Source organism: Sphingomonas adhaesiva (assembly GCF_002374855.1).
GTDB classification, from domain to species: domain Bacteria; phylum Pseudomonadota; class Alphaproteobacteria; order Sphingomonadales; family Sphingomonadaceae; genus Sphingomonas; species Sphingomonas adhaesiva.
The window spans coordinates 65,120-83,712 of the sequence record NZ_NWVC01000005.1; the positions used below are offsets into that span (position 1 = coordinate 65,120).

General features: G+C 71.5%; 15 protein-coding genes. 9 read left to right on the top strand and 6 right to left on the bottom strand.

Annotation, left to right across the window (positions count from 1 at the left end; translation table 11 throughout):
* Nucleotides 1–46: 46 nt before the first annotated feature.
* Both dld and msrB read left to right on the top strand, forming a co-directional pair.
* Complete coding sequence (dld, locus tag COA07_RS11540; protein ID WP_066711784.1) at nt 47–1,726, top strand: D-lactate dehydrogenase; 1,680 nt, start codon at nt 47–49, stop codon at nt 1,724–1,726.
* A gap of 64 nt (nt 1,727–1,790) precedes the next feature.
* Nucleotides 1,791–2,234, top strand: coding sequence for a peptide-methionine (R)-S-oxide reductase MsrB (gene msrB, locus COA07_RS11545; RefSeq protein WP_066711785.1), 444 nt, complete (start codon nt 1,791–1,793; stop codon nt 2,232–2,234).
* Here msrB and COA07_RS11550 read toward each other — a convergent pair.
* From COA07_RS11550 to COA07_RS11565, 4 genes are read right to left on the bottom strand one after another with little or no spacing between them, the layout of a single operon-like run.
* On the bottom strand, nt 2,219–3,220 hold the full coding sequence (locus tag COA07_RS11550; protein WP_096641026.1) for a DUF2891 domain-containing protein: 1,002 nt from the start codon (nt 3,218–3,220) through the stop codon (nt 2,219–2,221). The genes msrB and COA07_RS11550 overlap by 16 nt on opposite strands.
* Nucleotides 3,217–4,122, bottom strand: coding sequence for a 5-oxoproline transporter, DUF979 family subunit (locus tag COA07_RS11555; RefSeq protein ID WP_096641100.1), 906 nt, complete (start codon nt 4,120–4,122; stop codon nt 3,217–3,219). The genes COA07_RS11550 and COA07_RS11555 overlap by 4 nt, the downstream gene beginning before the upstream one ends.
* The gene (locus tag COA07_RS11560; RefSeq protein ID WP_066713983.1) at nt 4,119–4,799 is read right to left on the bottom strand and encodes a DUF969 domain-containing protein; all 681 of its coding nucleotides are present in this window, start codon (nt 4,797–4,799) and stop codon (nt 4,119–4,121) included. Before COA07_RS11560 ends, COA07_RS11555 begins: the two co-directional genes overlap by 4 nt.
* On the bottom strand, nt 4,799–8,380 hold the full coding sequence (locus COA07_RS11565) for a hydantoinase B/oxoprolinase family protein (RefSeq protein ID WP_096641028.1): 3,582 nt from the start codon (nt 8,378–8,380) through the stop codon (nt 4,799–4,801). The genes COA07_RS11560 and COA07_RS11565 overlap by 1 nt, the downstream gene beginning before the upstream one ends.
* 114 nt (nt 8,381–8,494) lie before the next feature.
* Between COA07_RS11565 and COA07_RS11570 the strand changes: the two genes are divergently transcribed.
* From COA07_RS11570 to COA07_RS11590, 5 genes are all read left to right on the top strand, one after another.
* On the top strand, nt 8,495–9,073 hold the full coding sequence (locus tag COA07_RS11570) for a hypothetical protein (RefSeq protein ID WP_066712238.1): 579 nt from the start codon (nt 8,495–8,497) through the stop codon (nt 9,071–9,073).
* A 118-nt stretch (nt 9,074–9,191) separates the two neighbouring features.
* The gene (locus tag COA07_RS11575) at nt 9,192–9,497 is read left to right on the top strand and encodes a hypothetical protein (RefSeq protein ID WP_066489838.1); all 306 of its coding nucleotides are present in this window, start codon (nt 9,192–9,194) and stop codon (nt 9,495–9,497) included.
* A gap of 82 nt (nt 9,498–9,579) precedes the next feature.
* Nucleotides 9,580–10,248, top strand: a complete 669-nt coding sequence (locus tag COA07_RS11580) for a hypothetical protein (RefSeq protein WP_066712244.1) — start codon at nt 9,580–9,582, stop codon at nt 10,246–10,248.
* A 5-nt stretch (nt 10,249–10,253) separates the two neighbouring features.
* Complete coding sequence (locus COA07_RS11585; RefSeq protein WP_066712235.1) at nt 10,254–10,529, top strand: hypothetical protein; 276 nt, start codon at nt 10,254–10,256, stop codon at nt 10,527–10,529.
* A 91-nt stretch (nt 10,530–10,620) separates the two neighbouring features.
* Complete coding sequence (locus tag COA07_RS11590) at nt 10,621–12,390, top strand: DUF885 domain-containing protein (RefSeq protein ID WP_245842131.1); 1,770 nt, start codon at nt 10,621–10,623, stop codon at nt 12,388–12,390.
* 9 nt (nt 12,391–12,399) lie between these two features.
* Here the strand turns inward: COA07_RS11590 and COA07_RS11595 are convergent, their stop codons facing one another.
* On the bottom strand, nt 12,400–14,229 hold the full coding sequence (locus COA07_RS11595; protein WP_245842132.1) for an ABC transporter ATP-binding protein: 1,830 nt from the start codon (nt 14,227–14,229) through the stop codon (nt 12,400–12,402).
* A 132-nt stretch (nt 14,230–14,361) separates the two neighbouring features.
* A complete protein-coding gene (locus COA07_RS11600; RefSeq protein WP_066711425.1) occupies nt 14,362–14,982 on the bottom strand; it encodes a YbhB/YbcL family Raf kinase inhibitor-like protein in 621 nt (206 codons plus the stop codon).
* A 132-nt stretch (nt 14,983–15,114) separates the two neighbouring features.
* On the opposite strand from COA07_RS11600, the gene COA07_RS11605 reads away from it, so the two are divergent.
* Both COA07_RS11605 and COA07_RS11610 read left to right on the top strand, forming a co-directional pair.
* Complete coding sequence (locus COA07_RS11605; RefSeq protein WP_141396526.1) at nt 15,115–17,184, top strand: putative bifunctional diguanylate cyclase/phosphodiesterase; 2,070 nt, start codon at nt 15,115–15,117, stop codon at nt 17,182–17,184.
* A gap of 87 nt (nt 17,185–17,271) precedes the next feature.
* Nucleotides 17,272–18,588, top strand: coding sequence for a glycosyltransferase (locus tag COA07_RS11610; RefSeq protein ID WP_066711426.1), 1,317 nt, complete (start codon nt 17,272–17,274; stop codon nt 18,586–18,588).
* Nucleotides 18,589–18,593 lie beyond the last annotated feature (5 nt).

Below are 18,593 nucleotides of genomic sequence, written 5' to 3' on the forward strand. Positions count from 1 at the left end.
GCCCGCGCCCTTGAAGCCGGGCGGGGGCGGCGCCACAAGGACGCGCATGACCCGACCATCGCCGGACACCCCCGCGCTGCTGACGCGCCTGCGCGCGATCGTCGGGCGCCGGCACCTGTTGACCGGCGAGCGGGCGACCGCGCGGTTCCGCCACGGCTATCGCACTGGCGCGGGCGCGGCGGTGGCGGTGGTGCGGCCGGGCAGCCTGGTCGAACTGTGGCATGTCGCGCAGGCGTGCGTCGCCGCCGACGTGTCGATCATCATGCAGGCCGCCAATACCGGGCTGACCGGCGGGTCGACCCCCGATGGCGACGATTATCCCGGCGGGGTGGTGATCGTCGCGACGATGCGGATCGCGGGACTGCACCTGATCCGCGACGCGCGCCAGGTGGTGTGCCTGCCGGGCACGACGCTGGACGCGCTCGAAAAGGCGCTGGCGCCGCTGGGGCGCGAACCGCACAGCGTGATCGGATCGTCATGCTTCGGCGCGTCGGTGATCGGGGGCGTGTGCAACAATTCGGGCGGATCGCTGGTGCGGCGCGGCCCGGCCTATACCGAACTGGCGCTGTACGGACAGGTCGGGGCGGACGGGGTACTGCGGCTGGTCAACCGGTTGGGCATCGCGCTGGGCGATGCGCCGGAAGAGGTGCTGGCGCGGGTCGAGCGCGGGGACTTTTCCGATGCACAGGTGAAGGCGTGCGACGCGGCGCGCGCGCACGACCATGATTATGCGCAGCACGTCCGCGCGATCGACGCCGACACCCCGGCGCGCTTCAACGCCGACCCGCGGCGGCTGCGCGAGGCGGCGGGGAGCGCGGGCAAGCTGATCGTGTTCGCGGTGCGGCTGGATACCTTCCCGGTCGAGCGCGACACCGCTACCTTCTACATCGGCACCGGCGACCCGATGGCGCTGACCGGGCTGCGCCGCGCGATCCTGTCGCGCCCCGAACTGCTGCCGATCGCGGGCGAATACATGCACCGCACCGCGTTCGACATCGCCGACCATTATGGGCGGGACATGTTCGCGGTGATCGAGCGGCTGGGCACCGCGCGGCTTCCTGCGCTGTGGGCCGCGAAGGGCCGCATCGACGCGCTGTGGCCGGGTGCGAGCGACCGGTGGATGCAGCGCGCCGGGCGGTGGCTGCGCGATCACCTGCCGGCGCGGATGCGCGCGTTCCGCGACCGTTATCCGCATCACCTGATCCTGAAGATGCCGGGCGATGCCGCGGCGGCGACCCGCGCGCTGCTGGACGACACGATCGGCGCCGACGGCTGGTTCGAGTGCGACGCGGTCGAGGCGAAGAAGGCGTTCCTCCACCGCTTCGTCGCGGCGGGGGCGGCGGTGCGGTACCGCGCGGTGCATCGCGACACCGTGGAGGATATCGTCGCGCTGGACGTCGCGCTGCCGCGCAACGCGCGCGACTGGACCGAGACGCTGCCGGGCGACTTGGCGGGCGAGGTGATCCACACCCTCTATTACGGGCATTTCTTCTGCCACGTGTTCCATCAGGATTATATCGTCCGGCGCGGCACCGATCCGGTCGCGTTCGAACACCGGCTGTGGCGGTTGCTGGACGCACGCGGGGCGGAATATCCCGCCGAGCACAATGTCGGGCATCTGTACCGCGCCAAGCCGGCGCTGGCGGACTTCTACCGCGCGCTCGATCCGCGCAATCAGCTGAACCCCGGGGTCGGGCAGCTGCCGCGCGGGCGCGACTGGCGCTGAGCGGCGTTGGGTGGCGGGGCGGGGCTTCCTATATCGCCCCCGACGCATGATCCCGGAGACGATGATGACCGACTATCGCAAGACCGACGAGGCGCTGGCGCGGCTGACCCCTGAGCAATTTTACGTTACGCAGCAAAGCGGGACCGAGCGGCCCGGCACCGGCGAGTATCTCCACAACCATGCCGTCGGTATCTATGTCGACGTGGTGTCGGGCGAACCCCTGTTCGCATCCGCCGACAAATATGAATCGCATTGCGGCTGGCCGAGCTTCACCAAGCCGATCGAGCCGGCCAACGTCAACGAACTGTCCGACCGCAGCCACGGCATGGTGCGCACCGAGGTGCGATCCGCGCATGGCGACAGCCATCTGGGTCATGTATTCGAGGACGGGCCGCGCGACCGCGGCGGCCTGCGCTATTGCATCAATTCCGCCGCGCTGCGCTTCGTCCCCAAGGAGGAGATGGAGGCCGCTGGCTATGGCGTCTATCTGGATCAGGTAGAGGGCTGATCGAGCGCGAGCAGCGCGAAGGTCGCCAGCCAGTGTTCGCCCATATAGTCGTCGCCGAGATGCGGCAGGCTGGCGGCGAGATGGTCGGCGGCCGTCGCGGCGGCGCGCGCCGCGACCGGATGCGCCGGGCCGAGCGCGGCGGCGATCGTGCGCCAGCACCACGCGCGGCTGAGGTTCAGCCCGTCGAGGTGCGCGATCTTCCCGTCCGATCGGTCCGAGACGATCGCTGGGGTGAACAGCGTCGCCGGTTCCCCCGCGGCGACGCGCGGCAGGAAGGCATCGAACCAGTCGCGAAAGGCGGCGGCGTCGAGCACGCGGCTCATCACCAGCGCCTCGCACAGCGCGGGTGACAGGAATTCGTCGCCGCCCGGTTCCCATGCCTGGCAATCGCGGTCGTTCGCGAACCAGCCGGTGACGGCATCGGCGATGGCCACGCGCAGCACCGGATCGTGGCGTCTTGCCCAGTCCCACGCCAGCGTCAGCGCGAAGCCGGTGTTGAAATGCGTGCCGACCCGCAACGGATAGGTCAGCCGCGGCAGGAACGCGCAGAACCGCGCCGCGATCAGCCGCGCCAGCGGCTCCAGCGCGGCGGCCCAGGGGGCGTCGTGGCGGCTCGCCTCGTCATGCAGCGCCAGCGCCCATGCCCAGCCATAGGGGCGTTCGAACCCCGCCGCGCCGGGGCGTTCGAAATAGGCGATCTCGCCCGCGATCCCCTCAGCCGTCAGTACCGCGTCGGCGCGGGCGCGGATCGCGGGCGCGGCGTCCATGTCGGGGAAGCGGCGCGCGAGGCGCAGCAGCTGCCACCAGCCGTGGACGCAGCTGTGCCAGTCGAGGCTGCCGTAGAACACCGGGTGGAGCACCGACGGTGGCTGCGCATCCTGCGGCCCGTTCAGGACATGCAGCAGCACGTTGGGATATTCGCGGCCGACATGCCCCAGCGTCAGCGTCGCGAACCGCTGCGCCATCGCGCGATCGAGCGTCGTCATGCGACCATCGCATAGAGGAGCGCGGCGTTGAACGCGAGCAGCGGGATCGCGGTGGGCAGCTGCGCGCGGATCACGCCATAGCGGTCCTTCAGGTCGAGCAGCGCGGCGGGCATCAGGTTGAAGTTCGCCGCCATCGGCGTCATCAGCGTGCCGCAGAAACCCGCCAGCATCCCCACCGCCGCGACCACCGCCGGATCGCCGCCCGCGCCGCGGATCAGCAACGGCACGCCGACCGCCGCGGCCATCACCGGAAAGGCGGCGAAGGCATTGCCCATCACGATCGTGAACGCGGCCATCCCCAGCGCATAGGCCAGCACCGCGCCCGGCACGTTGCCCGCGGGCACGACCGCGCCGATCAGGTCGCCGACTACCGTGCCGACCCCGGCCAGCGCGAACACCGCGCCCAGGCTGGCCAGCATCTGCGGCATCACCGCCACCCAGCCGATATCGTCGGCCAGTCGCCGCCCGGCGACGAACGGTTCGGCCGGGCGCGCGCCCAGCAGGGCGAAGCACAGCGCCAGCGCGATCAGCGTGCCGCACGTCACCGCCACCAATGTCGCCTGTTTGGGGTCGATCAGCCCCGGCAGCTGCTTGAACAGCAACGTGCCCGCCAGCGCGGCGGCGGGGATCACCAGCGCGGGGACGAACACGCGGGCGCCGTGGCGCGCCGCCGCGACGGGCGCGGCGTCTGCGCGGCGCATCCGGCCGGAGGCGGCGATCGCCACCAGCGCGAGCACCAGCACGCCGTTGGCGACATCGCCCAGCCGGTCCCCGATCAGGAAGGAGGCGGCGATCAGCGCGTAGAAGGCCGCGTTCGCCACCCGCCTCTCACACAGCGCCAGCACCGCGAAGATCGCGAACACCGCGCCGGCCATGCCATAGACCAGATTCAGCCCGATCATGCCGCCGGCCCCGGCGGTTGCGTGTGCCGGGCCAGCCGCCGGTCGAGCCACAGCAGCCGCGCGCCGTGGATGGCGAAGGCGGCGATCGCGGTGGGGATCGCCCAGATCGACAGCTGGAACGGCTCCAGCACGATGCCATAGCCATCGAGCACGCCCTTCATCAGCAGGATCGAGCCGATCGCGATGAAGATATCCTCTCCGAAGAACAGCCCGATATTGTCGGTGGCGGCGGCCATCGCCTTCACCTCTTCCGCCGCGGCGTCGCCGGTCGCCCCCTGCCGCTCCGCCGCGGCCTGCGCCATCGGGGCGACCAGCGGGCGGACGGTCTGCGCCGGTCCGGCGACCGAGGTGAGGCCGAGCGCCGCGGTCACTTGCCGGAACAGCAGATACCCCGCCAGCAGCCGCCCGGCGGTGGCGCCGTGAAGGCCAGCGACCAGCCCGCGCGCGCGTTCCTGAAGCCCGCGCCGTTCCAGCAGCCCGATGACCGGCAGCACCATGTAGATGGCGGTGACGTAGCGGGTTTCGTTGAACGCATGGCCGAAGGTGGCCAGGATGCGCAGCGGGTCCAGCCCCGCCGCCCAGCCGGTGACCGCGGCGGAGGCGACGATCACCAGCAGCGGGTGGAATCGCAGCAGGAACCCGCCCGCGATGACGGCGATGCCGGCCAGCACCAGCATCAGCGCTGGTCCGCCGCGCCGTACCCGCCGCCGCCGGGGGTTTCGATGACGATGACGTCGCCGGCCGCCATCTGCGCGGTGGCGGTGGCGGCCAGCGGCTCGACGCCGCCATCGGCGCGCTCGATGCGGTTGGCGCCCGCCTGCCCGTCGCCGCCGCCTGCCAGCCCGAACGGCGCGACGCGGCGGCGGTTGCTGAGGATGCCGGCGCGCAGCGGCGCCAGAAAGCGCAGCTGCCGCACCGTCCCGTCGCCGCCGCGCCATTGCCCCGCGCCCCCCGATCCGCGCCGGATCGCGAAGCGTTCGACCAGCACCGGATAGCGCGTTTCCAGCACTTCCGGGTCGGTCAGGCGGCTGTTGGTCATGTGCGTCTGGATCGCATCGGCCCCCGCATGGCCGGGGCCGGCGCCCGCCCCGCCGGCGATCGTTTCGTAATATTGATAGCTGTCGTCGCCGAACGTCAGGTTGTTCATCGTCCCCTGGCTGCCCGCCATCGCGCCTAGCGCGCCGAGCAAGGCGTCGGTGACGACCTGGCTAACCTCGACATTGCCGGCGACGACCGCGGCGGGGTAGCGCGGGTTGAGCATCGACCCGTCGGGCACGACGATCGTCACCGGGCGCAGGAACCCTTCGTTCAGCGGCACCGCTTCGTCGACCAGCAGCCGCAGGACGTAGAGGACCGCCGCGCGCGTCACCGCCAGCGGCGCGTTGAAATTGGTCGGGCGCTGGTCGCTGGTGCCGGTGAAGTCGATCGTCGCGCTGCCGTCCGCGCGGTCGACGCGGACGGCGACCTCCACCGCGGCGCCATCGTCCAGCTCATAGCGGAACCGCCCGTCCGACAGCGTGGCGATCATCCGCCGCGCCATCGCCTCGGCATGCGACTGGACATGCGCCATGTAGCGGGTGACGACGCCCGCGCCCTGCCGCGCCGCCAGATCGCGGAGCCCCGCCGCGCCGCGGGCGCAGGCCGCGACCTGCGCCGCCAGATCGGCGATATTCTGGTCGATGTTGCGCGCCGGATGCGCGCCGCCGGCCAGCAGGTCGCGGATCGCGCGTTCGCGCAAGCCGCCGTCGGCGACGATCAGCACATCGTCGAACACCACGCCCTCGTCCGCCAGCGTGCGGCTGTCGGGGGGCATCGATCCGGGGGTGGTGCCGCCGACATCGGCATGGTGGCCGCGCGCGGCGACGAACCAGGCGGGCGCGTCGCCGCCCGCGAACACCGGCATGATGACGGTGATGTCGGGCAGATGCGTGCCGCCGCGATAGGGATCGTTGAGGGCATAGACCTCGCCATCGCGCATCGTGCCGGCGCGCGCGGCGATGACGGTGCGAATGCTTTCGCCCATCGACCCCAGGTGCACCGGAATGTGCGGCGCATTGGCGACCAGCCCGCCGTGCGCGTCGAACAGCGCGCAGGAAAAATCGAGCCTTTCGCGGATGTTGACCGAAGCGGCGCTGCGCTGGAGCGCGGCGCCCATTTCCTCCGCGATACCCATGAACAGGCCGGAGAAGATTTCCAGCCGCACCGGATCGACCGCGTCGTCGGCGGCGCCCTCGCGCGCGGCGGCGGCGCGTTCCAGCAGCAACGTGCCGTCCGCCAGCACGCGCGCGCGCCAGCCCGGTTCGACCACCACCGTCGATACCGGGTCGATCACCAGCGCCGGGCCGTCCAGCATCGCCCCCGCCGCCAGCGCATCGCGCGCATGGACGGGGACGCGCCGGTCCTCCCCCGCGAGGTACATGGCGACATGATCGAGTGGCGCCGCGCTGGCCGCGGGCAGCGCCGGGGCGGGCAACTGGCGATCGTCGTCGCGCGCGCTGGCTTCCACGCGCAGTCGTTCGACCACCAGCGCGTCGTCCGCGACGAAGCCGAACCGCCGGCGATGCGCGGCGGCGAAGGCATCGCGCATCGCATCGGCGCTGCCCCACGGCACCTCGATGCTCTGGTCGTTGCGGGCGTAGCGCAGTTGCGCCTGGACCGCGACGTCGACCGCATCGGCCGCCACGTCCTGCGCCGCCAGCGCGGCGACCGCGGCATCGCGCAGCGCCGACAGTGACGGGGCCAGCGCGACATCGCCGAGCGGCAGCGCCACCGTCGCCTCGCGCACGATGCTGCGGTCGGCCAGCCCGATGCCGACCGCGGACAGTACGCCCGCGAGCGGATGGACCAGCACCTGCGTCATTCCCAGCGCGTCGGCGACCAGACAGGCGTGCTGCCCGCCCGCGCCGCCGAAACAGGCCAGCGCATAGCCGGCCGGATCCTCGCCGCGCGCCACCGATACCGCGCGGATCGCACGCGCCATGTTGGCGACCGCGATCGCCACCAGCCCCTCCGCCGCGGCGGTGCGGGTCATCCGCTCGCCGGTGGCGGCCGCCACCTCGTCCAGCAGCGCGTCGAGCGCGGCTTCAGAGGCGGCGCGGTCGGGCGGCAGGTTGCGGTCGGGGCCGAACAGCGCGGGGAAATGCGCGGGCTGGATCTTCCCCAGGATCAGGTTGCAGTCGGTGACCGTCAGCGGCCCGCCGCGCCGGTAGCAGGCCGGGCCGGGATCCGCCCCCGCCGAGGCCGGGCCGACCAGCAGCCGACCGCCGTCGAAACGGCAGATCGACCCGCCGCCCGCCGCGACGGTATCGATCCGCATCATCGGCACCGCCACGCGCACGCCCGCCAGCACCGCGTCGGAACGGCGATCGTACTGGCCGGCATAGAGCGACACGTCGGTGGAGGTGCCGCCCATGTCGAACCCGATCACCCGGTCGAACCCGGCAGCGGCGGCGGTGCGCGCCATGCCGACGATCCCGCCCGCCGGGCCGGACAGCAGCGCGTCCTTGCCGCCGAAGGCGTTGCCGGCGACCAGCCCGCCGCTGGACTGCATGAACAACAGCCCGCGATTCGCGCAGGCGCTGCCCAGCGACGCCTCCAGCCCTTGCACGTAGCGGCGCAGCACCGGGGACAGATAGGCGTCGGCCAGCGTGGTGTCGCCGCGCGCCACCAGCCGGATCAGCGGTGCGGTGCGGTGGCTGACCGATATCTGCGTGAAACCGGCGGCGGCGGCCAGATCGGCCAGCGCCGCTTCGTTCGCGGGGTGGCGCCAGCCGTGCATCAGCACGATCGCGATCGCGCGCAGCCCGGCGGCATAAGCGCGCGCGAACGCCGCCGCCGCGGCATCGCGATCGAGCGCGGTCAGCACGCCGCCGTCCTCCGCGACGCGCTCGTCGATCTCGATCACGTCGGCGAACAGCGGCGCGGCGCGGCGGATGTCGCGCGCGAAGATGTCGGGTCGGTCCTGATAGCCGATGACGGGTGCGTCGCCGAACCCGCGGGTGATTGCCAGCAGCACCGGTTCGCCGCGCCGTTCCAGCAGCGCGTTGGTGGCGATGGTGGTGCCGATGCGGATATCGGCGGGCGGCAGCGGCCCGTCGGCGATGCCGGTCAGCTGGCGGATCGCCGCCTCCGCCGCGTCATGCGCGCGATCGGGGTCTTCGGACAGCAGCTTGGCCGTGGCCCAGCTGCCATCGGGGCGGCGCGCCACCACATCGGTGAAGGTGCCGCCGCGGTCGATCCAGAAATGCCATGAGCTCATCCGCGCTGCATGTCACCGATCGCCCGACATCGCCAGACCCCGGGGCCAGACCCGCTGCCAGTGGCCAGCCCGCCGATGGCGCGGTAAGGGCCGGGGACGAAGGAGGCATCGTCCATGGCAAGGTTGCGCTATCGTCTGCTGGCCCCGGGGCTGATGCTGGGGCTGACGCTGGGGAGCGGCGCGGGCGCCCTGGCGGCGCCAGCGACGGTGGCGGGGTGGACCGTCGCCCCCGCCGAGGATGGCGCGGGCTGCTTCGTCACCCGCACGTTCGACCGCAGCGGCGACACCACGGTGCTGCTGGGGCTGGATCGCGGCGGCACCAACCGGTTGTCGGTGCTGAACGCCAACTGGTCGATCCGCGCGCGAGAGCGGGTGAAGCTGACGTTCCGGCTGTCGAAGGCGGCCTATCCGCGCCATGCCGCGATCGGCATCGCCGCCGATGGCAAGCAGGGCTTCGTGACCACGTTCGGCAAGGATTTCCCTGCGCAGTTCGCCGCGACCCGCACGCTGGACATCGCGCGCGGCGACGTGCCGGTGGAGCGGTTGGCGCTGGACGGCAGCGGCGCGGCGGTAGCGGCGTTGCGTCGCTGCGTCGCCGCGCTGGGCAGCGGGCGGGGGGCGGAACGCCCGCGCGACGGCGCGATTCCGCGCGATCCGTTTGCGGTGCCGGCGGGGCGCGAGTCGCGACGCTGACCCGCTAGCCGCCGCACGGTTGACCGGAGAAGATGCACGGGCGGTCAGAATCCGCATTGTTGCCCCGCCGCGGCTCGGCTTGGTTGTTACGACTGGTTAACCATTACGGAAAACAGTCATGTATCGTACTGCGTCCAAGCTTGCCCCGATCGCCGTCCTGGCGGGGGCCGTCGCCCTCGGCGGCTGTGCCACCAAATCCTATGTCCGCGAACAGATCGCGCCGGTCAGCCAGCGGGTCGATTCGCTCGAAACGCGGCTTCAGGCGACCGACGCCACCGCCAAGTCCGCGCTGGCGGAGGCGCAGGCAGCATCGCAGCAGTCGCAGGGCAACGGGCAGCGGCTGGACCAGCTGAACGGCCGCGTCGACAGCGTGGAGCAGCGGTTGCAGGCGCAGGAATCGCGTCCGAAGCGTCCGCGCCACTGATCGCGGCGAACGGATGATCCGGCATCGCACGATGCTCGGCGGGATGATGGCCGGGGCGGCATGGCTCGCCCCGGCCATCGTCATGGGGGCGGCCGACGCCGCCCCGCGCCGCACGCCGGCGGCCAGAGTGCGGCCGGCCGCGAAGGCCAGCCCCGCGCCCGCGCCCGCCCCCACCATCCTGCCGTCCGAAGGCGCCGTACGGGTCGCCGAATGGATCGCGGCGGCGAAGGACAGTCACGGCCTGCCCTATGCCATCGTCGACAAGCCGGCAGCGGCGATCTTCCTGTTCGATGCCAAGGGACGCCAGCTGGCGGCCGAGCCGGTGCTGATCGGCATCGCGCCGGGTGACGATGCCACGCCCGGTGTCGGCGCCAAGACGCTGGCGCAGATCGGCCCGGCGGAAAAGACCACGCCCGCCGGCCGCTATCTGGCGCGGTTCGGGCTGGCGCTGGGACGCGAGCGGATCCTGTGGGTCGATTACGCCAATTCGGTCGCGATCCACCCGATCCCCGCCGATGCCGCACGATCGGAGCGGCGGCGCGAGCGGATGCTGTCGCCGACCCCCGACGACAATCGCATCACCTTCGGCTGCATCAACGTGCCGCGCGCCTTCTACACCGCGAAGCTGTCGCCCGCGTTCCGGCGCAAGGGCGGCTATGTCTATGTCATGCCCGACACCAGGCCGCTGGAGGCGGTGTTCCCCCGGCTGCGCGTGCAGGCGCTGGCGACGCCGCAGCCCGGCGGCGATTGAGCGCGGTGGCGCGGCGCAAACGCTACCTGACCGCGACGCTGCCCGACGGCTATGTGAAGACGATCGGGCCGACCACGGCGCCGTTCACGCATTACTGGCGGATCGTCGCGGTGCTGGAGAACGGCGCGACGGAGGTGTTCTGGGGCCATGAGGCATCGCTGAAGGAAGCGCGCGGCAAGCGCGAGGCGGCGGCCGATGCGGCGCGCCAGCGCGGATGGTGGCGGTACGACTTCGAGGTGGTCGAACTGACCGAGGATCGCGACCCGCCGGCACGGGTTTGACCGGCCCGGCGGCGCGGCTAAGCTGCGGAGGATGACGCACTTCCGGCCTTCGCGGCGCGACACCCTGACCGGTCTGGCGGCCGGCGCCCTGATGACCCACATGCCCGCGCGCGCGGCGGCGGCTGCCCCGGCGGGGGAGGCGAGCGCGCTGCTCGACCGGCTGGCGTGGCAGTTGCTGGACCTGCAACCGGGCGATGCGACGCGGCTGGGGGTGGACACGGGGGCGCATGCGGCGCTGCGCGGGCGGCTGGAGGATCGTTCCCCGGCGGGAATGGAGAAGCGGCGGCGCTTCGTGGACGACGGGATCGCCGCGCTGGCGAAGGTGCCGCGCGCGGGGCTGGATCCGGCCACTGCGACCAGCCTGGCGGTGGTCGACAGCGCGCTGTCCACCGCGCGCGACGGCATGGCGCTGCCCTATGGCGTGGCGACGATCGGCGACTGGCGCAACACCCCCTATGCGGTGATCCAGAATGTCGGCGCCTGGCTGGACGTGCCGCAGTTGCTGGAGGGCGACCAGCCGGTGCGCGACGCCGCCGATGTCGATGCCTATCTGGCGCGGGTCGAGGGGATGGCCGCGCAGCTGGACGGGGAGACGGTGCGCATCCGCGCCGCGCGCGGGCAGGGGCTGGTGCCGCCGTCGTTCCTGCTGGATCGCACGATCGAGGGCATCTCGCGCACCATCGCCGAGGCGGCGGCGGACGACGGCCCGCTGGTCGGCCCGTTGCGGCGCAAGGGCGCGGCGCTGGGCGGCGACGGCCCGGTGCGCGCGGCACGGATCGCGCGGACGGCGGTAGTCCCCGCGCTGGAGCGGCAGCTGGCGGAAATCCGCGCGCAGCGGGCGGTGGCGACCGATGCGGCGGGGATGGGCGCGCGGCCGCACGGCGCCGAGTGGTACGCCTGGGGCTTGCGCGCGGGCACGACGACGCGGCGCAGCCCGGAGGAGATCCACCGCATCGGCGTCGAGCAGGTCGCGGCGCTGCAGGCGCAGATGGACGTCATCCTGAAGGGATTCGGACTGACACAGGGGAGCGTTGCCGAACGCGCGATCGCGTTGCAGCGCCGCCCCGGCATCGGCTTTCCCGATGACGACGAGGGGCGGCGGCAGATCGTCGCCTATATGCAGGGGAAGATCGATGCGATCCGCCCACGGCTGCCGCGCGCGTTCCGGCGGCTGGTGGCGGGGCGGCTGGAGATACGGCGGATGCCCGCCGCGCAGGAAGCCGGTGCGCCCGCCGCCTATGGCGGGCCCGGGTCGCTCGACGGGTCGATCCCGGGGCGGGTGTGGGTCAATCTGGGCGATCCCGCGATCCACAACCGCGTCACCATCCCCGACCTGGTCTTCCACGAAGGCATCCCGGGCCATGTGTGGCAGGGCGAATATGCGCAGCAGCTGCCGCTGATCCGATCGATCCTGGCGTTCAACGCCTATTCGGAGGGCTGGGCGCTCTATGCCGAGCAGCTGGCCGACGAGCTGGGGATGTACGACGGCGATCCGGCCGGGCGGCTGGGGTATCTGATGGGGCTGTCGTGGCGCGCGGTGCGGCTGGTGACCGACACGGGCATCCATGCGATGGGATGGTCGCGCGAGCGCGCGCTGGCGGCGTTCGTGGCGGCGACCGGCCTGCCCGACAGCAATGCGCGCAGCGAGGTGGATCGCTACTGCGCCTGGCCGGGGCAAGCGTGCGGGTACAAATTGGGGCAGATCGAGATCAACGCGCAGCGCGACCGCGCCAAGGCGGCGCTGGGCGCGCGGTACGATCTGCGCGATTTCGACCAGGCGGTGGTCGATGGCGGCAACGTGCCGCTGGACGTGCTGGCGCAGAATGTCGGGCGTTACATCGCGGCCACGCGCGGTGGGTGACGGGCTGCATCAGGCCCGGTCGGTCGCCCCCGGCCAGGCGCGGCGCACCATCCGCTGCAATTGTTCGCGGCTGCGTTCCGACATGCTGCGTAAGCGTTCGCCGGCCAGCGAGATGTTCGAGGCGCGATCCAGCCCCTCCACCTGCATCACCCACAACTGCCGGAACGCCCCGCCGCGGTTGCGCAGCAGCTGTTGCGGCGGCCCGTCCTCCACCACGCGGCCCTGATCGATCACGACGACGCGGTCGAAATGGGCGATCGTCGACAGGCGGTGCGCGACCGCGATGACGGTGCGGTTCTCGATCAGCGCCTCCAGCCCGTTCTGTACCTCAAGCTCGGATTCGGAATCGAGCGCGGACGTCGCCTCGTCCAGCAATACGATCCGCGCATTCTTCAGGAAGGCGCGTGCGATGCCGATCCGCTGGCGCTGTCCGCCCGACAGGTTGGTGCCGCGTTCGCCCACGATGCTGTCGTAGCCGTGCGGCAGGCGGCGGATGAAATCGTCGCAGCCGGCAGCCTCGGCGGCACGGTGGACGTCCTCGTCGCTGGCATCGGGCTTGGCGAAGCGGATGTTCTCCATCACCGAGCGGTGGAACAGCAGCACCTCCTGCGGCACCACGGCCAGCGCGTCGCGCAGCGATTCCTGCGTCACCCGGTCGATCCGCTGCCCGTCGATCGACACGCTGCCGACCTGCGGATCGTGGAACCGCTGGATCAGTTGCAGCAGCGACGACTTGCCCGCGCCGGACGGGCCGACGATGCCCACCTTCTGTCCGGCGGGTACCTCCAGCGACAGATCGTGGAGGATCGGGTGGCGCGGATCGTAGCCGAAGGTGACGTGCGACAGCTCGACCCGCCCCTCGCCGACGCTGAGCCGCGCGGCATCGGGCGTATCGCTGAGCGTCTGCGGCACGCCGATGATGTCCAGCGTTTCACGCAGGTAGCTGAACTGCTGGCTGGTATCGATCAGCGCCATCGCCAGATCGCGCGAGCCGTGGAGGATGCGGAAGGTCATCGTGCTGATGACGACGACGTCGCCGGTCGAGATCGCGCCGGTCGACCAGCGCCCGATCGCCCAGATCAGCGTGCCGCCGACCAGCACCGCCAGCACCAGATCGTGCAGCCCGCGGATCTGCTCGACGAAGAACCAGCCGCGTCGCTGCGCGGTCGCCTCGTCGTCCAGGAAGCTTTCCAGCCGCGACAGTTCGCGCTGGCGCGCCGCGAACGCCTTCACCACCCAGATGTTGCCGATCAGGTCGACCAGCTCGCCGCCGACCGTCCCGGCGGTTTCGGCGAACGCCTTGTGATGGACGTGCCCGCGCAGGCCCAGCAGCACCAGCGCGACCGTGACGACGATGAAGATCGCGCCGAGCACCAGCGCCATGCGCACGTCGATGGTCAGGAAGATGATGATCGCCCCGGCGAAGGCGATCAGCGGCGGTGTGACTTCCTGTAACAGGCGGTGGACGATCGCGCCGAAGATGCCCGCCAGCCCCGAGATACGGTGCCCGAGCGATCCGGCGCGCTGGTTCTGGAAGAACGGCATCTGGTGCCCGGTCAGATAATCGACCATGTCCAGCCGGATGCCCACCCCCGACACCACCGTCGCATGGCCCAGCGTCAGTGCGGCGGCGCGTTGCAGCAGGCTTTCCAGCAGCACGAACCCCAGGAATACCGCCAGCATCGCATAGACGTGACTGCGCAGCCGGTCGGTCCCGGTCATCGCGTCGATCAGCAGCTTCATCGCATATTGCACGCCGATCGAACTGACCGACGCGCCGGCGACCAGCACGCCGAGCAACAGGAAGATCCACGGCCGCGCCGCCACGTAGTGCAGCATGAAGCGGATGGGACTGATGAGAAAAGGCAAGCCCAGGCTCCCGCAAGGTCGGCGGGACGCTGCATCGCAGCAGCGGGCAAAGCAAGGGCGTTGGACGCCGGGGCGTGGCGGCGCGGCGGCGGGCCGAGCCCGTCAGCCGCCCGTTGCCACCGCCGCTTCCCCGCTCCCGACCGGGCCGACGGGCGCTTCTTCGCCGCGCGAATAGGTGCCGGTCAGCAGCGCGGCGTCGATCACATGCCCGCGGATCGCATCGAGCAGCGCGGCGCGCCCGGCGCCTTCGTCCAGCATCGGCACCCGCGACAGGGCGAACAGCTGGAACACATAATCGTGGCTGCCGTGGCCGTTGGGCGGATCGGGCGGCAGCCAGCCGTGCGCGCCATAGCTGTTGCGGCCGATATCCTCACCCGAATCCGGCGCGATCACGCCTTCGGCCAGCGCGCCGTCGCCGGGCGGCAGATCCCATAGCAGCGCGTGGACCAGCGGGCTGGGGGTGGGCGCGTCAGGATCCTCGACCAGGAGCGCCAGCGCGGCCGCATCGGCGGGGACGCCGTGCCACATCAGCGGGGGCGACACGCCATCGCCGTCGGCGGTGAAGCGCACCGGCAGGCGCCCGCCGTCGGCGAACGCCGGGCTGGTCAGCGACAGGCGCGCGGCGGGCGGGGCGATGCCGTCCTGCACGATCGCCAGCCTGGCATGGCCGGCGCGGACCGGGCGCAACAGGCTGCCCAGCCAGTGGGGAAGATGTTCGAGCATCGCGGCCTTCCTTCCATCGTCCATCGCGAGTGTTTCAAGGGGGACAACGCCGCGGGGCGCGTTCGGTGGCGAAGGGCGCGCGATAAAGGATTACGTAACCTGAATCTGTCACCTCGGTCGGTACTTGCCATCATGTTGCCGCGCTCGATCTCGTTCCGCGCCCTATGCGCCTTCGGCCTGGTGCTCGCACTGGCGCTCGGGCTGCTGTTCAGCGGCGGCGTGATCGCGCGCGACGTCAGCCTGGAGAATGTCCGCGTCGCCGCCCTGAGCCAGATCCTGCGCGAGGAGAATAACGGGGACGAAGCGCAGCAGCACCTCCGGCTCGCGCTGGGCGACCTGACCCGCGTGGCCGAGCGTGGCGAGCCGGTGGAGCCGGCCCAGGCCGATCGCGTCGGTCGTGAGTTGCGGGTGTTCGCGGCTGGTGCCGCGGCACGCGATGACGAGTCCGTGCCCCGCGATATCGCGCCGCTGCTGGCCGAGCGCGGTGCGGCGGCGCGCGAATTCGCGGTGGAAGGCGCCGCGATGCTGGCCGCCGCCCAGCAGGACCCCGCGGCGATCAAGCGGCGGATGCCGCAGTTCCTGGGCACGCTGAACCGGCTGGAACAGGTGCGCGCCGACCTGCGCCGTGCGTTGACCCACGGGATCGACGATGCGGTGGCGCGCAGCGCGTTCAAGGTGCGGCGCAACCGCCTGCACGTGCTGATCGGCGGAACCGCGATGCTGGCGACGCTGGCGCTGCTGGTGATCTGGATGCGTCGGACGGTGATCCGCCCGATCCTGGCGATCGCGGAGCGGCTGCGCCAGTTCAACGCCGGGCAGGACGAGCGCGCCGACGTGCCGGGTGCGGATCGCCCGGACGAGCTGGGCGAGCTGGCGCGCGGGCTGGCCGAATATCGCGGGGCGATGCAGGAGCGGCGGCGCGCGGAGCGGCGGGTGGCGTTCCTGGCGCATCACGACGTGATGACCGGCCTGCCCAACCGCCTGCTGTTCGAGGAGCGGCTGGCGCATGAACTGGCGCGCAGCGCGCGCACCGGGGATACGGTGGCGGTGTTCGCCATCGACCTGGACGATTTCAAGGCGATCAACGACCGCTTCGGCCATGCCGGCGGCGATCGCGCGCTGAAGCGGGCGGCGCAGCTGCTGCGCGACGCGGCGCGCGGCGACGATCTGGTCGCGCGGCTGGGCGGGGACGAGTTCGCGATCATCCAGGCCGCCGCGCAGCAACCGCGCGCGGCCGAGGCGCTGTTGCAGCGCATCTTCGCCGCGCTGGCCGAAACCGCCAAGGAAGAGATCACGCTGCGCATGAGCGTAGGGATCGCGGTGTCCGGCCCGGACCAGGATTTCGAGGAGCTGTACAATCTGGCCGACATGGCGATGTACCGCGCCAAGTCGGAAGGGCGCAACACCGCGCGCTTCTTCGACGACCGGCTGAAGGAGGAGGTGCGGCTGCGCTGGCGGCTGGGCCGCGACCTGGACGGTGCGATCGACCGCGGCGAGATGCGGCTGCTGTTCCAGCCGATCGCCGATGCGCATACGCTGGCGACGACCGGGTACGAGGCGCTGCTGCGCTGGTCGCACCCCGAGCTGGGGGAGGTGGCCCCCGACGTGTTCGTGCCGCTGGCGGAGGCGAGCGGCGATATCGCCGCGATCGGGCGGTGGGTGGCCGACAGCGCGATGGCGCATATCGCGCGCGCCGACCCGTCGCTGTCGATCGCGCTCAACCTGTCGCCGATCCAGTTCCGCGAACCGGCGCTGGCCGCCGAGCTGCTGGCCACCGCGCACCGCCACGGTATCGCGCCGGAGCGGCTGGAGTTCGAGGTGACCGAAAGCGCGACGCTGCTGGGCCGCAACAGCGAGGCGGTGCTGGCGACGCTGCGCGAATTGCAGGCGCGCGGCGCGCGGGTGGTGATGGACGATTTCGGCACCGGCTATTCCAGCCTGGGCAATCTGCGCGAATTCCGGTTCGACAAGCTGAAGGTCGATCGCAGCTTCGTCATGTCGATGGCCGATCATGCGCCGTCGGCGTCGATCGTGCGCAGCGTGATCGCACTGGGGCGCAGCCTGGGGATCCCGGTGGTGGCGGAGGGCGTGGAGACCGAGGTGCAGCTGGCGATGCTGCGCCAATGGGCGTGCGACGAGGTGCAGGGCTATCTGATCGGGCGGCCCGCGCCGCTGCCGCTGGCGCGCGTCGCCGCCGCCTGACGCCAGGGGTGGCCCTTAGCGGCGCGTTAACCATATCCGTCCAGGATGCGCGCGCACGCGGACGGCGCGCTTGATGGGACGATGCACGTGATACCCAAGATACTGCACTTCATCTGGGTGGGCGACGAGACGATCCGTCCCGACAATTGCATCGACACGTGGCGCGCGTTCCACCCCGACTGGGAGGTGCGCGTGTGGGGCAATGCCGAGCTGGACGGTACCGAATGGGTCAACCGTCGCCACATGGCCGCGATGTGCGGACGCGAGCTGAACGGCGTTGCCGACATGATGCGCTGGGAAATCCTGCATGCGCATGGCGGGATCGTGATCGACGCCGACAGCATCTGCCTGCGCGCGCTGGACGATCACCTGCTGGATTGCGAGGCGTTCGCCTGCTGGGAGAACGAGATCGCGCGGCCGGGGCTGATCGCGGCTGGCTATTTCGGGAGCGTGCCGGCCAATCCGTTCGTCCGGCGGATCATCGACGATATCGCCGCGATGCCCAGTGTCGTAGAGGATATGGCATGGGTGACGGTCGGGCCGCAGCGGCTGACCGACAGCTATCGCCGCTACACCTATTCGGCGCTGCGCATCTATCCCAGCCATTATTTCATCCCGACGCATTTCACGGGCCTGACCTATCAGGGGCGCGACCCGGTTTATGCGCATCAATTCTGGGGATCGACGCGCGGCGTCTACGACCAGCTGCACGCCAGCGACGTGAGCGCGGAGGCGACGGCGGCGGCAGGGGCGGCGCCCGTCCCCGCGCCGGTCGCCGCGACGCCGGTCGACACCGTATCCCCGCTCGAATCGCGCCATGCCGCGCGCTGGGTGCACCGTGTCCCGGTCAGCAGCGCGATCGCCACGCTGCCGCCCGCCGACGTGTTCGCGCATATGTGCGCGGGCAAGCGCGTGCTGCACATCGGCTGCGCCGGCGACGACGGCGCGCTGTATCGCCAGCTGGCGCCGGCGTGCGGTGTGCTGGACGGCTACGACCCCGATCTTGCCGCGCTGACGCGGCTCGCGCCCGATGCAGCGGGGCGGCTGGTGACGGAGTGGGACGAGATCGCCGGTCGCTACGACGTGGTGATCGCGCCCGCGATGATGGCGCAGGTGCCCGATGCGGCGGCGTTCCTGGCGCGGCTGGAGGCGATCGACGCGCCCTGTTTCTTCGTCGCGGTGCCCGACGTGTTCCAGTGCCGCGGCGAGCGGTTCGATTATAGCGCCGAGCGTCAGACCTTCGTTGAGGTGATCCACCCCGACCACCTCGCCTGGTACACGCCCCATACGTTCGCGCAGACGATCCGCCGGTCGCGCGCGCTGTCGATGGAGCAATTGTGGTTCTTCGACGGTGCGTCGCTGCTGGCGCTGCTGTCGAAGCAGGACATGCAGCTGGCGGCGTAAGGCCC